11 protein-coding genes are annotated in these 13,520 nt (G+C 74.3%); 6 read left to right on the top strand and 5 right to left on the bottom strand.

The window, feature by feature from the left end; all coding sequences use genetic code 11:
* Positions 1-34 precede the first annotated feature (34 nt).
* Positions 35-643 (top strand): TetR family transcriptional regulator, encoded by a 609-nt coding sequence (locus ABZ573_RS08165; RefSeq protein WP_358116662.1) that lies wholly within the window; start codon positions 35-37, stop codon positions 641-643.
* Between the two features lie 27 nt (positions 644-670).
* On the opposite strand, the gene ABZ573_RS08160 is transcribed toward ABZ573_RS08165, so the two are convergent.
* Positions 671-1,429 (bottom strand): DUF2470 domain-containing protein, encoded by a 759-nt coding sequence (locus ABZ573_RS08160; protein WP_151454268.1) that lies wholly within the window; start codon positions 1,427-1,429, stop codon positions 671-673.
* A gap of 68 nt (positions 1,430-1,497) precedes the next feature.
* Between ABZ573_RS08160 and rpsD the strand changes: the two genes are divergently transcribed.
* A complete protein-coding gene (gene rpsD, locus ABZ573_RS08155; RefSeq protein ID WP_151454269.1) occupies positions 1,498-2,109 on the top strand; it encodes a 30S ribosomal protein S4 in 612 nt (203 codons plus the stop codon).
* Between the two features lie 93 nt (positions 2,110-2,202).
* Here rpsD and ABZ573_RS08150 read toward each other — a convergent pair whose 3' ends face one another.
* Positions 2,203-3,930 (bottom strand): ABC transporter ATP-binding protein, encoded by a 1,728-nt coding sequence (locus ABZ573_RS08150; RefSeq protein ID WP_151454289.1) that lies wholly within the window; start codon positions 3,928-3,930, stop codon positions 2,203-2,205.
* Positions 3,931-4,126: 196 nt separating this feature from the next.
* Positions 4,127-6,007, bottom strand: coding sequence for an ABC transporter ATP-binding protein (locus ABZ573_RS08145; RefSeq protein WP_358116782.1), 1,881 nt, complete (start codon positions 6,005-6,007; stop codon positions 4,127-4,129).
* Between the two features lie 145 nt (positions 6,008-6,152).
* Here ABZ573_RS08145 and ABZ573_RS08140 point away from each other — a divergent pair, with 145 nt between their 5' ends.
* The 3 genes from ABZ573_RS08140 (at position 6,153) to ABZ573_RS08130 (ending at position 9,837) form a co-directional block, all read left to right on the top strand.
* Positions 6,153-6,782, top strand: coding sequence for a TIGR03085 family metal-binding protein (locus ABZ573_RS08140; RefSeq protein ID WP_327029107.1), 630 nt, complete (start codon positions 6,153-6,155; stop codon positions 6,780-6,782).
* Positions 6,783-6,906: 124 nt separating this feature from the next.
* A complete protein-coding gene (locus ABZ573_RS08135; RefSeq protein WP_358116657.1) occupies positions 6,907-7,872 on the top strand; it encodes a terpene synthase in 966 nt (321 codons plus the stop codon).
* Positions 7,873-8,010: 138 nt separating this feature from the next.
* Entirely contained in the window at positions 8,011-9,837 is a 1,827-nt protein-coding gene (locus ABZ573_RS08130; protein WP_327029109.1) for a long-chain fatty acid--CoA ligase, read from the top strand.
* A gap of 66 nt (positions 9,838-9,903) precedes the next feature.
* Here ABZ573_RS08130 and ABZ573_RS08125 read toward each other — a convergent pair whose 3' ends face one another.
* Positions 9,904-11,217 (bottom strand): low temperature requirement protein A, encoded by a 1,314-nt coding sequence (locus tag ABZ573_RS08125; protein ID WP_225852150.1) that lies wholly within the window; start codon positions 11,215-11,217, stop codon positions 9,904-9,906.
* 86 nt (positions 11,218-11,303) lie between these two features.
* Positions 11,304-12,761, bottom strand: a complete 1,458-nt coding sequence (locus tag ABZ573_RS08120) for a PLP-dependent aminotransferase family protein (protein ID WP_151454274.1) — start codon at positions 12,759-12,761, stop codon at positions 11,304-11,306.
* A 58-nt stretch (positions 12,762-12,819) separates the two neighbouring features.
* Here ABZ573_RS08120 and ABZ573_RS08115 point away from each other — a divergent pair, with 58 nt between their 5' ends.
* Entirely contained in the window at positions 12,820-13,473 is a 654-nt protein-coding gene (locus tag ABZ573_RS08115) for a hypothetical protein (protein WP_132236350.1), read from the top strand.
* The last annotated feature ends 47 nt before the right edge of the window (positions 13,474-13,520 follow it).

Here is a 13,520-nt window from a genome sequence, read left to right as displayed (position 1 = left end):
CGGCGGCGGGACGAAGGTGGAGCGAAGGGCGACGATGGCGCGGCGGACCGGACGACGACCCGGCAACCCGGACACCCGGCAGGCCATCCTCGACGCGGCCCGCGCCGCCTTCGCCGAGCGGGGCTTCGACGGGGCCTCGATCCGGGCCGTCGCCGCCGCCGCGCAGGTGGACCCGGCGCTGGTGCACCACTACTTCGGCAGCAAGGACCGGCTCTTCCTGGCCGCGATGCACGCGCCGGTCGACCCGGCCGAACTGCTGCCGAGGGTGCTCGCGGGCGACCGCGCGGGTCTCGGGGAGCGGCTGGTGCGCACCTTCCTCGGCGTCTGGGACTCCCCGGCCGGCACCGCCGGCGTGGCCCTGCTGCGTTCGGCGGTGAGCAACGAGTGGACCGCCCGGCTGCTGCGGGAGTTCCTGGTCACCCAGGTGCTGCGCAGGATCCTCGACCAGCTCGACGTCGACCCGGCCGAGCTGCCGCTGCGCGGCTCGCTGGTGGCCAGCCAGCTGATCGGGCTGGTCATGATGCGGCACGTGGTCCTGCTGGAACCGGTCGCCTCGGCCGCCCCGGAGACCCTCGTCGCGGCGGTCGGCCCCACCGTGCAGCGCTACCTGACGGGCGATCTCGCCGAGGTCTTCGCCGGCTGACCGGACCGCCGGGGCGGCGGCACCCGGTCAGGCGTGGTCGGCGTGCCGGGACGGGGCGTGCCGGCAGACCAGCGGATGCAGGAGCCGGGTCAGCTCCGCCTGGCAGTCCAGCGGACGCGGGAACGCCAGCCGGACGCGCCGGCGGGCGCCGGGTCGGCCGTGGACGACCAGCAGGCCGTACCGGTCGATCCGGACCACCCGGGGCGCGGTGTCGATGCCGCCGTCGGCGAGGCCGAGCTGGCGGCGCAGGTACCCGGCCACCTCGGCGGCGTGGTGGTCGGCGAGGTCGGCCAGCAGCTCGGCCTCGACGGCGTGCAGCGGGTCGGGCTCCGCCTCGGCGTACGCCTCGGGGTCGATGCGGCGGACGGTGTCGCCGCGTTCCCAGCGGGCCTCGACCACCTCGAAGCGGTGCAGCCGGAACCGGGTGCCGACATCGAGCAGGTCACCGGCCGGCTCCACGGCCGCGAAGTCCAGCGCGGCGCGGCGCTCCTCGTCGCCGTCCAGCCGGGCCGCCCAGCCGGAGACCCAGGCCCGGCCGAGGCTCGGCGCGCCGGCGGCGGGCGGCAGGTCCAGCACGTCCAGCACCAGCGCGACCTCGGAGTCGCCGTCGGCGGGGCGCAGCGCGGCGGCGAGGTCGCTGACGACCGGCACCAGCAGCAGCACCCGACCGTCCGGATCGGTCACGTGCCGGACCTGGTGCGGGCCGGGCCGGTGCGCGACGTGGGCGATGCCGGGCAGCCGGCCCGCGACGAGGGTGCGGACGATCTCCGCCGGGCTGGGCCGCATGAACGACTCCTTCGTAGGTTAGCCTTACCTAACTCGGAGACTAGAGCACCGGATCGGAGACGTCCAGCGTGAACCAACCCAGGCCCAAGGCCCGCCTCTCCCGCGCCCTCGGCATCCCCCTCACCCGCAAGTGCGTGCGGTACTTCGAGCGGCGCCCCTTCCCGCCCGGCGTGCACGGCCGGCAGCGCCGCAAGACCTCGGACTACCAGGTGCGACTGCTGGAGAAGCAGCGCCTGCGCCACCAGTACAACGTCAGCGAGACCCAGCTACGGCGCGCCTTCGACGAGGCCGCCCGGAGCGCGGGCAAGACCGGCGAGAGCCTGGTCGCGCTCCTGGAGCGACGGCTCGACGCGGTGGTGCACCGGGCCGGCCTGACCCGCAGCATCTACCAGGCCCGGCAGCTCGTCGCGCACGGCCACTTCACCGTCGACGGGCGCAAGGTCGACCGGCCGTCGTACCGGCTGCGTCCGGGACAGGTGGTGGCCGTCCGCGAACGCAGCCGCACGACCCTGCCGTTCCAGCTCGCCGCCGCGGGCGCCAACGCCACCGAGGGACCCGGCCAGCCGTACCTGTCGGTGGAGCTGGCCGAGCTGCGGACCACGTTGCTGCGCGAGCCCGCCCGGCACGAGGTGCCGGTGATCTGCGACGAGCAGCTGGTGGTGGAGTTCTACTCCCGCTGACCACCGCGCGGCCCGGTACACCGCCGGGCCGCGCGCCGCACGGGACCGACGCCCGCGCCGGGTCTGCTCAGCGGGACGGCTCAGCGGGATGGCTCAGCGGGTCTGCTCCAGCCAGGAGGCGTAGAGCAGGCCGTAGACCGACTCCGGGTCGCGGACCAGCTCGTCGTGCGGACCGCGCTGCACGATCCGGCCCTTGTCCACCACGATCACCTCGTCGGCGGCCTGCGCCGTGGAGAGCCGGTGCGCGATCGCGAGGGTGGTGCGCCCCCGGGTCACCGCGTCCAGGGTGCGTTGCAGCCGCACCTCCGTGGCCGGGTCGACCGCGCTGGTCGCCTCGTCCAGCACCAGCAGGTCCGGGTCGGCCACGTACGCGCGGGCCAGCGCCACCAGCTGGCGCTCCCCCACGCTCAGCGCCTCGCCGCGCTCCCCCACCGGCGTGTGCAGGCCCGACGGAAGCCCGTCCAGCCAGTCCGCCAGCCCCAGCTCGGTGAAGGCCGCCGAGAGCTGCGCGTCCGTCAGCTCCGGGCGGGCGAAGCGGACGTTCTCCGCCACCGTGGCGTCGAAGAGGAAGCCGTCCTGCGGCACCATCACCACCCGCGAGCGCAGCGAGCCGAACCGGACCCGCTCCAGCGGCACGCCGGAGAGCAGCACCTGGCCGGCGGTCGGGTCCATCAGGCGGGTGAGCAGCTTGGCGAAGGTGGTCTTGCCGCTGCCCGTCTCCCCCACCACCGCCACCCGGCTCTTCGCCGGGATCTCCAGGCTGACGTCGTGCAGCACGGGCGGACCCCCCGGGTACGCGAAGCGCACCCCCGCGAAGCGGATGTCCAGCGGGCCGGACGGCAGCTCGCGCCCCTGCTCGCCCGGGTCGGCGACGTCCGGCTCGACGTCCAGCACGTCCAGCACCCGGCGCCAGCCCGCGATGGCGTTCTGCGCCTCGTTGAGCACCTCGGTGGCGATCTGCACCGGCTGGATGAAGAGCGTGACCAGGAAGAGGAAGGCGGTCACCTCGCCGATGCTCAGGGTGCGGTCGGCGCCGAGGGTCACCCCGAGCACCACCACGCCGGCCAGCGCCAGGCCGGCCGCCAGCTCCCCGACCGAGCTGCCCATGATGCTGATCCTGATCGCCCGCTGCTGGGCCCGACGCTGGCCGTCGATCGCCTCGTCGAGCCGGCGGGCCGTCCGGCCGGCGATCCCGTAGGCCCGGATCACCGGCGCGCCGACCACGCTCTCCCCGATCGCGCCGAGCAGCGTGCCTGTCCGCTGCCGGACCACCCCGTACGCCCCGGCGAGGCGGCGCTGGAGCCGCCGGATCACGAACACCGCGGGCAGGAAGGCGGCGAAGACCACCAGGGTCAGCTGCCAGGAGTACGCGAACATGACAAGCGTGGTGACCGCCAGCTGACCGAGGTTGATCACCAGGATCACGCCGCCCCACTGGAGGAACTGGGTGATCTGGTCGACGTCGCTGGTCACCCGGGAGACAAGCGAACCGCGCCGCTCCGACTGCTGGTGCAGCATCGACAGGTCGTGCACGTGCCGGAACGCCCGGATCCGCACGTTGGCCAGCGCGGTCTCGCTGACCGTGAAGAGCCGGCGCATCATCAGGTAGCCGCAGATCGTGGTCACCACCAGCACCGCGACGGTGGCGGCGACCACCGTCCAGACCACGCCCAGGTCCAGGCCGCCGACGATGCCGTTGTCGATGCCCTGCTGCACCGCCACCGGGACGGCCGCCCGGCCGACCATGTAGACCAGGGCCAGGCCGAGCGTGCCGGCCAGGCCGACCCGCAGCTCCGGGGAGAGCGCCAGACCGCGGCGCAGCGTCTGCCACGTCGTCTCGGTCGTCTCCGGAACGTCGACGGCCTCGGCCTCGGCCTTCCGCGTGTCCGTGGCAGTGGTCACCGGGCTTGCCTTTCGTTCGCGACTGCGGGGCTCCGCTGCGCTGCACTCCTCGCGCTCACCAGTGCCGGCCTTTCGTTCGCGACTGCGGGGCTCCGCTGCGCTGCACTCCTCGCGCTCACCGGTCCACCTCGATTTCCAGGCCCGACGTCAGCGGGGCGACCTCGTCGTACGTCTCGTCCTTCGCGTGGTCGACCTCGGCCTGCTCGTAGGCGGTGACCAGGTCGGCGTAGCCCGGCACCGTGGCCAGCAGCTCGGTGTGCGGGCCGCGGGCGAGCACCCGGCCCTGTTCCAGGTAGACCACCTCGTCGGCCAGCGCGATGGTGGCCCGCCGGTAGGCGACCACCAGGATCGACGCCGCCGGCGCGCCGGCCTGCCCCGCCGAGGAGCGCAGCCCGGCCAGGATGGCCGCCTCCACGCGGGGATCGACGGCGCTGGTCGCGTCGTCGAGGACCAGCAGGCGCGGCCGGCCGGCGAGCGCGCGGGCCAGGGTGAGCCGCTGCCGCTGGCCGCCGGAGAGCGAGGTGCCCCGCTCGCCGACCCTCGTGTCGAGACCGTCGGGCAGGGCCGCGACGAAGCCGTCCGCCTCGGCCAGCCGCAGCGCGGCCCAGACGTCGTCGTCGCCGATGCCCGGCCGGTCCAGGGTCACGTTGGCCCGCACCGTGTCGTCGAAGACGAACGGCACCTGGGCGACCAGCGCGGCGGTGCCCGCCAGCGAGGCGGCGGTGAGCCGGCGGACGTCCACCCCGTCCACGCACACCGTGCCGGCCAGCGGGTCGACCAGCCGCACGGCCAGCGCGGCGATCGTCGACTTGCCGGAGCCGGTCGGCCCGACCAGGGCGACGGTCTTCCCGGCGGGCACGGTGAAGGAGACGTCGCCGAGCACCTCCGTGCCGGGCAGGTGCGCCTCGGCGGGCTCGTAGCCGAACCGGACGCCCGCGAACGCGAGGGTGGCCGGGCGGGGGTCCGTCACGTCGAGCGCCGTGTCGCCGTACGCCATCTCGCCGGTCGCGTCGAGCACCCGGCGGACCCGGTCCCAGCCGGCGACGCTGCGCGGCAGCTCGGCCAGCACCCAGCCGATGGCCCGGACGGGGAACGCCAGCACCGTGAAGAGGAAGGCGACGCTGATCAGCTCGGCGACGCTGATCGCGCCCTGTTGCAGCCGGATCGCGCCGACCACCAGCACGGCGAGGGTGCCGAGGCTCGGCAGGGCCTCCAGCAGCGGGTCGAAGACGCCGCGCAGCCGCCCGACCGCCACCAGCGAGTCGCGCAGCTCTCCCGCGCGGGCGGCGAACCTGTCGGTCTCCTGCGCCTCCCGGCCCATCGTCTTGACGACCAGGGCACCGTCGAAGCTCTCGTGCGCGATGCCGCTGACCTCGGCGCGCAGCCGCTGGGCCCGGGCCTGGCGGGGGGCCATCCGGCGCGAGTAGGCGACGTTGAGCGCGAAGAGCGCCGGGAAGACCGCGACGCCGACCAGGGCCAGCGCCCAGTCGGTGGCGAAGAGCGACGCCACCGCGCCGACCAGCATCACCAGGGTGCCGACCGCGAACGGCAGCGGGGCGATCGGGTACCAGGCGGCCTCGACGTCGGAGTTGGCGTTGGACAGCAACGTGCCGGTGACGTTGCGGTGGTGCCAGGACAGCGGCAGCTCCAGGTAGCGGCGGGTGACCCGGCGCCGGTAGGCGGCCTGGAGGCGGTACTGCATGTAACCCGCGCCGAGCCGGCGGCCGAAGATGCCGGCCACCCGCAGCACGCTGATGCCGAACAGCGCGACGGCCGCCAGGGCCAGCCCGCCGACCCCGACCTCGCCACGCTCGATCGCCGGCACCACCACGTCGCCGACCACGGCACCCACCACGTAGGCGCTGGCCACCGTCATGGCGCCGAAGAGCACACTGCCGCTCACCGCGACCGCGAAGATGCGCGGCTGCTCCCGGATCGCCCGCCCGAGGACGGCCAGCCCCCGCACCAGCACGTCCCGACTTGTCCTGCTCGCCACGCTCTCCCCCGCCGTAAGCCGCACCTATCCTCCTCATCCTTACCGGTCCGAGCCAGCTCCGCCGCCCCGGACCGCTATGTCCACCGTCACGGCCGCCCGGCCCGCTCAGCGCGCCGAGTGGGCCGGGCGCGCCTACGATCGGGGCATGCCGCGGTACGCCCGAACGGAGCGCGAGGCGCTCGTCGACCTGATGCAGACGCTCGGACCGGACGCGCCGACGGTCAACGAGGGATGGACCACCCGCGACCTCGCCGCCCACCTGGTGCTGCGCGAACGCCGACCCGACGCCGCCGGCGGCATCCTGCTCCCGCCGCTGCGCGGCTACGCCGAGCGGGTGCGCCTGCGCGTCGCCGCGCGCCCCTGGCCACGCCTCCTCGAAGAGGTGCGCCGGCCGCCGGTGTGGAGCCCGGTCAGCAACCCGCTCACCGACGAGCTGGCCAACACGCTGGAGTTCTTCATCCACCACGAGGACGTGCGCCGGGCCCGGCCGGGCTGGCTCCCCCGCGACCTGGGGGCGGGGCTGAACGCGGCGCTCTGGAAGCGGTGCACCGGGCTGGCCCGGCTGGCGCTGCGCCGGTTCCCCGCGGACGTCTTCGTCCAGGCGCCCGGCTACGGGGAGCTTTCCGTCGGCCGGGGCGGCGAACCCGTTCGGGTGGTGGGGGCGCCGGGCGAGCTGGCCCTGTTCCTCAGCGGCCGGCAGCGGGTGTCCCGGGTGCAGATCGACGGGCCGGCGGCACCGGCCGAGCGGCTCCGGGGCGCCAACCTGGGCATGTGACGCACTGCGCGTTAACGGTCACAGCACAATCCGGAAAAGCGGTTACCCAACGATAGCGACCGATCCCTGCTCCCGTACGCTGTCCCGCGCCGTCCCGCCGTGGGGCGGCGCGACAGGGGGCACCATGCGGACCTTCGCGGTCTCGGCGCTACGGGAACCCCCCTTTCCCGCGCGCCAGCACGACGCCACCGCACGGGTGGCGCGGGAGAGCACCGAGTGGGCGCTCGGCCACGGGCTGATCGCTAACGGGCACCGGCTGCACCGGCTGCGCCGGGCCGACGCCGCCGGGCTGGCCGGGCGGGCCTGCCCGGAGGGCCCGGTGGAGGGGCTGCGGCTGCTGACCGACCTGGTCTCCTGGCTGTTCGTGATGGACGACGCCTGCGACGAGGACGGCCTCGGCGACTCCCCCACCCGGCTGGCGCCGACCGTCGCCGCCCTGCTGGACGTGCTGGACGGCCACGGGGGACGGGCCGACGCCCCGGCGACCGAGACGGAGACCGTGGCCGGGCCGCTCGGCGAGGCGCTGGGCGACCTGTGCCGGCGGGCCCACGCCGCCGGCGGGCCCGTGGCGCTGCTGCGCTTCGTCGGCGAGGTGCGGGAATATCTGCTGGCCCTGCTCTGGGAGGCGGCGAACCGGGAGCACGGGCGGGCGCCGGGGCTGGCCGAGTACGTCCAGATGCGCCGGCACACCGGAGGGGTCCACCCCAGCTTCACCCTCACGGAGCTGGCCGCCGGGGCGCTGCCGGACGCGACCCACCGCGCCGAGCCGTCGCTGGTCGCGCTCGACCTGCTCGCCGCCGACCTGGTCTGCTGGTGCAACGACGTCTTCTCGTACGGCAAGGAGCACCTCGCGCAGCCGGACGTGCACAATCTGGTCGCGGTGATCGCCGCGGGGCGGACGGCCGGTGACGAGTCGTCGGCCCTGCGGGCGGCGGCCGACCGGTTCAACGAGGGCCTCTCGGCGTACCTGACGACGGAGGCGGCGCTGCTCGCCACCGGTGACGACGGCCTGCGGCCGGCCCTCACCGCGCGGCGCAACTGGATCCGGGCCACCTACGACTGGTCGCTGGAGGCGGCCCGGTACGCCTGAGCCGGGCGTCCATCCTCCGAGACGTGGCCCAGCCGTGATCCACAGGGCTAGCCGATGCCCGGGCGCAGGCAATACCCTTCGGTAACGAACGCCGACGTGACCGTGGTCACGTCTCCACCCCCGAAGGCGGCTACAGCGATGGCTCTCGATGTACCGTACCGTTCCATCCCCGACATGTTCCTCAAGCGCGTGGCGGCGTCCCCCGACCGCGACGCCTTCGCCCACCCGGCCCCCGACGACTCCGGGCCGGTGTGGCTGACCTGGGAGCAGATGGCCCGTCGCGCCAAGGCGGTCGCCGCCGGGCTGCACGGCCTCGGTGTCGGCCTGGAGGATCCGGTCGCGATCCTGGCGAACACCCGGCTCGACTGGGTGATCGCCGACCTCGGCATCATGTGCGCCGGCGGCGCGACCACCACCGTCTACCCCACCACGGAGCCCGACGACGCGACCTACATCATCGCCGACTCCGGCTCGCGGGTGCTGTTCGCCGAGAACCCGGCACAGGCCGCCAAGATCGCCGGTGCCGAGTTGCCGGCGCTGACCCACGTCGTGCTCTTCGACGGCGCCGCCGACCCGGCCGCCGCCGTCCCCCAGCTCACCCTCGCCGAGTTGGAGGAGCAGGGCACCCAGGCGCTGGCCGCCGAGCCCGACCTGATCGACATGCTGGTCGCCGGGATCGGTCCCGAGCACCTGGCCACGCTGATCTACACCTCCGGCACCACCGGGCGCCCGAAGGGCGTCGAGCTGCTGCACGGCGGCTGGTGCTGGGAGGGCGTGGCGCAGGTCGAGGTGGGGCTGCTCCGCGACGACGACCTGCAGTACCTCTGGCTCCCGCTGTCCCACTCGTTCGGCAAGACCCTGCTCTGCGGGGCGATCCACGTGGGCCTGCCGACGTACGTCGACGGCCGGGTCGACAAGCTGGTCGAGCTGCTCTCGGTGATCCGGCCGACGCTGATGTGCGGCGCGCCCCGGGTCTTCGAGAAGGTCTACAACAAGGCGGTGACCACCGCGCAGGCCGGCGGCGGCGCGAAGGCGAAGATCTTCGGCTGGGGCGTCCGGGTCGGCAAGGAGAAGGTCGCCCTGGAGCAGGCCGGCCGGCCGCTCCCGACGGGGCTGAAGCTGAAGTACACGGTGGCCGAGAAGCTGGTGTTCAGCAAGCTCCAGGCCCGCCTCGGCGGCCGGATCCGGGTGCTCGTCTCCGGCGCCGCCCCGCTCAGCCCGGAGATCGCCACCTTCTTCGCCGCGGCGAACCTGCCGATCTCCGAGGGCTACGGCCTCACCGAGACCAGCGCCGGCAACTTCGTCAACCCGCCGGACGGGCTGCGGATCGGCACCGTCGGCAAGGCGATGGGCGACCTGGAGTGCCGGATCGACACCGACGGCGAGATCCTGGTGCGCGGCCGGCCGGTGATGCGCGGCTACCACAACCTGCCCGAGGAGACCGCCGCCGCGTTCACCGAGGACGGTTTCTTCCGCACCGGTGACATCGGCACCCTGGACTCCGACGGCTACCTGAAGATCACCGACCGGAAGAAGGACCTGGTCAAGACCTCGGGCGGCAAGTACATCGCGCCCTCGCACATCGAGGGGATGTTCAAGGCGACCTGCCCGTACACCTCCCAGGCGGTGGTGATCGGCCAGGCCCGCAACTACTGCACGATGCTGGTCACGCTGGACCCGGAGGCGATCAAGGGCTGGGCCGCCGGCACTCCCCTGGAGGGCCGCGACTACACCGAGATCGTCACCTCGCCGGAGGCGAAGGCCATGGTCGAGGGGTACGTGGCCGAGCTCAACGCCAAGCTCAACCGCTGGGAGACGATCAAGAAGGTCGCCATCCTGCCGCGCGACCTGACCATCGAGGACGGCGAGATCACCCCGTCGCTCAAGATCAAGCGCCGCGGCGTGGAGAGCAACTTCGCCGGCGAGATCGAGAAGATGTACGCGGGCACGCTCGCCGAGCTCTGAGCCCGCGACGTCGGCGGCCCCACGTTCCGTACGGGGTCGCCGACGTCGGACGGGCGGGGCGCCGGCTCACAGGTGGTGGCCCCGCCACCGCGTCTGCTCGGCCTCGGAGGCGAGCTGTTCCTCCAGCGCCACCTGCCGCACGCGCCGCCGCCGCGGGGCGTCGACGACCGTCTGCACCGCGACCGTCAGCACGGCGGCCACCGCCAGCATGGCCAGGGCGACCAGTTCCGGCAGTTGCCCGGCCACCGGGGTCAGCGCGACGAGCAGCAGGACCCCGCAGATCGACGGCCAGCGCGCCGCGCCCAGCATCCGGCTGCCGAGCAGGATCAGCGTGAGCAGGTAGAGCGCGACCCCGCCGAAGAGGGCCAGCATGTCGAAGCCGGGCAGCGGCACCCCCCAGCTCGGGGTCGTCGGGTCGGCGCCCTCGTGGATCAGCCCCTTGAGGCCCAGGGCGAACAGGATCACGCCCGTGATCAACGGCAGGTGCAGGTAGGTGTACACGTCCCGGGCCAGCCCGGCGCGGGTACGCCGTTCCCGGGTGCGGTGCAGCACCTGCTCCATGGCCAGGGCGAGGGTGTCGAAGTACGCCCACCACAGTGCCGCGACCACCGCGATGCCGAGCAGCGCCGCGATGATCACCGGCCAGGTCAGCGGCAGGGCGGGGGTGGGGCCGGGCCCGATCCCCAACGCGATGATCGACTCGCCGAGCGCCACCATGATGATCAGCGCGTGCCGTTCGGCCCAGTGCCCCGCCGAGAGCACCGTCCAGCCCGCGCGGTGCTGGGCCAGGCCGGAGCCGTACTCGACGCCGAGCGCGGCGAGCCACAGCACCAGCCGCAGCATCATCTCGGCGCGGCCGTCGAGGAGGCGCTGCGGCACCAGCGCGGCGGTCAGGATGAGGCCCGTCGCCAGCAGGAACGGCAGGGCCAGCACGGGCATCCGCCGGCGCACCTCCCGGTCGGAGCGGACGGCCCAGAGGAAGACCGTCACCTGGGTCGCGCGGACCAGGAAGTAGCAGACGGCGAAGACCACCGGGCCGGGCAGCCCGCCGGGGCGGTCGACGAACGCCTTCGGCAGGCTCAGCGCGAGCACGAAGACGGCGGCGGAGACGACGAACCCGACCAGCGGCGCGAACCCCTGGTCGGTGCGGACCACGTTGCCCAGCGCGGCGAAGCCGCTCCAGCACCACCACAGCAGGGCGAGCACCACCAGGAGCTGGACCAGTCCGCGCGGGGTCGGGTTGTTGGCCGTCACCGTGGTGACGTTGAGGAAGGCGAAGACGAAGACGAGGTCGTAGAAGAGTTCGAGCCGGGTGGTGCGGGAGCCCGGTGCGCTCGGCAGGATCCCGCGCGGCCACCGCGCCCCCCGAACGTCCTCCACCTGCGCAGTCTCCCAGCCCCGCGGCGGGGCGCAGGCGCGATTGACCGACCCGGCGGCCCGTTCCGGCCGGCACGCCGGCCCGACCCTCAGGCGATGACCGCCGGTTCCCGCCACTGCGACCGGCCGCCCCGGTCCAGGTCGTAGCGGACGGCGGCGATGCGGCCGACCGCCTCGACCAGGTCGGCGGCCGGCAGGGTGAACGGCAGCCGCAGGAAGCGCTCCAGCGTGCCGTCCAGGCCGAACCGGGGACCGGGCGCCAGGCGTACGCCGACCTCCTCGGCGGCCCGGGCCAGCGCGCTGGAGATCGGCCCGTCGAGTTCGGCCCAGAGGGTCACCCCGCCGTGCGGGACGGTGACCCGCCACTCGGGCAGGCGCTGCGCGAGCGCGGCGAGCAGCGCGTCGCGCTGGACGGTGAGCTGGGCCTGCCGGGCGGCGACGATGCCCGGCGCGTCGGCGAGCAGGTGGACCGCGACCAGCTGGTCCAGGACCGGGCTGGCCATGTCGACGCCGACGCGGGCGGCGGCGAGCCGCTGCACCTGCGGGGCGGAGGCGCGGACCCAGCCGATCCGCAGGCCGCCCCAGAACGGCTTGCTCATGCCGCCGATGGTGATCACCCGGGAGTGCCGGTCGAAGCTGGCGGTGGGCGGGGGCAGCACCGTCCCGTCCAGCGGCAGGTCCACGAAGGACTCGTCGACGACCAGGTCGGTGCCGACGGCGTGCGCGGTGGCCACCACCCGCTCGCGCAGCGCGGCCGGCATCAGGTGACCGGTCGGGTTCTGGAAGTCCGGGATCAGGTACGCCAGCTTGGGCCGGGCCTGCCGGAGGGCGCCGAGCAGCAGGTCGGCGTCCCACCCGGGCTCCTCGACGGCCAGGCCGTGGGTGGTGATCCGGGCCCGGCGGGCGGCCAGCGCGGCCAGCGCGTTCGGATAGCTGGGCGCCTCGACCAGCACGTTGCCGCCGGGGGCGAGGGCCAGCCGGAGCACCAGGTCGAGGGCGTGCTGGGTGCCGTTGGTGACCATGATCTGGTCAGGTGAGGTGGGCAGGCCCCGGTCGGTGTACGCGCGGGCCACCGCCTCGCGCAGCTCGATGATCCCGGTCGGGTGGTAGCCGGCGCCGCCCAGGTAGCGGGGCAGGTCCTCGGCCGCCGCGCGGGCGGCCGGCAGCAGCTCGGGCGGCGCGGCGAGCGCGGCGACCCCGAGGTCGATCATGTCGCGGTCGTCCAGCGGGGTCCAGAGCCCGGTGCTCGCCACCCGGTGGGTGCCCGGGAGCATCGTCCAGCTGCCCGCACCCCGCCGGCTGGCGAGGTGCCCGCTCTCCCGCAGCTCCCGGTACGCCGCCGTGACCGTGGTCCGGCTGATCTTCAGCGCCTCGGCCAGCTCCCGCTCGGCGGGCAGCCGCACGCCCAGCGGTAGCCGGCCGTCGGCGAGCAGGCCGCGTACGGCACCGGCGAGGGCGGCGTAGTCGGGGCTGCGCCGGCGGCCGGGAAGCGCATGCCACTGACCGAGGAGCCGGGCCAATTGGACACCCCGAACCTGACTCGTCATGGCCACTCCTCCCGGATTGGCTCTTACGCTGCGCCAATTGGCCTTTAGCGTGGCATGGGTGACACCGATTGGCAATCTCCGACATCGTCCCGCGCGGCGGCTGAGCCAGCTCTACGCGGGCCTCGTCCTCTACGGCGTCAGCATGGCTCTTATGATCAACTCGGAGCTGGGCCTGGACCCGTGGAACGTGTTCCACCAGGGCCTGTCCGAGCTGACCGGCCTCTCCATCGGCACCGTCACCATCGCGGTGGGCGTGCTGGTGCTGCTGCTCTGGATACCGCTGCGCCAGCGCCCCGGCCTCGGCACGGTCAGCAACGCGCTGGTGGTCGGGCTGGTGGTCGACGCGACACTCGCGCTGATGCCGGCCGGCGGGTCGCTGGGCGTACGGGCCGGGATGCTGGTCGCCGGCATCGTGGCCAACGGGGCGGCCACGGGTCTCTACCTCGGCGCCCGCCTCGGACCCGGTCCCCGCGACGGCCTGATGACCGGCTACGTCGCCCGCCGGCCCGGCCGCTCGATCCGGCTCGTCCGCACCGTCATCGAGGTCACGGTGCTGGCGCTGGGCTGGCTGCTCGGCGGGACGGTGGGCGTCGGCACGATCGCCTACGCGCTGGGCATCGGCCCGCTGACCCAGGTCTTCCTGCCGCTGTTCACGGTCCCCGGGCCGCAGGACCCCGCCCCGGGCCCGGTGGCGCCGCTCCCCGCCACCTGACGCGACCCGGACGCCGGGTGTTCCCTTCGGACGCCACGCCCGGCAGA

The organism is Micromonospora sp. NPDC007220 (assembly GCF_040634035.1).
GTDB classification, from domain to species: domain Bacteria; phylum Actinomycetota; class Actinomycetes; order Mycobacteriales; family Micromonosporaceae; genus Micromonospora; species Micromonospora reichwaldensis.
The sequence above is the reverse complement of the archived record's forward strand: the minus strand, read 5'-3'. Positions and strand labels throughout refer to the sequence as shown.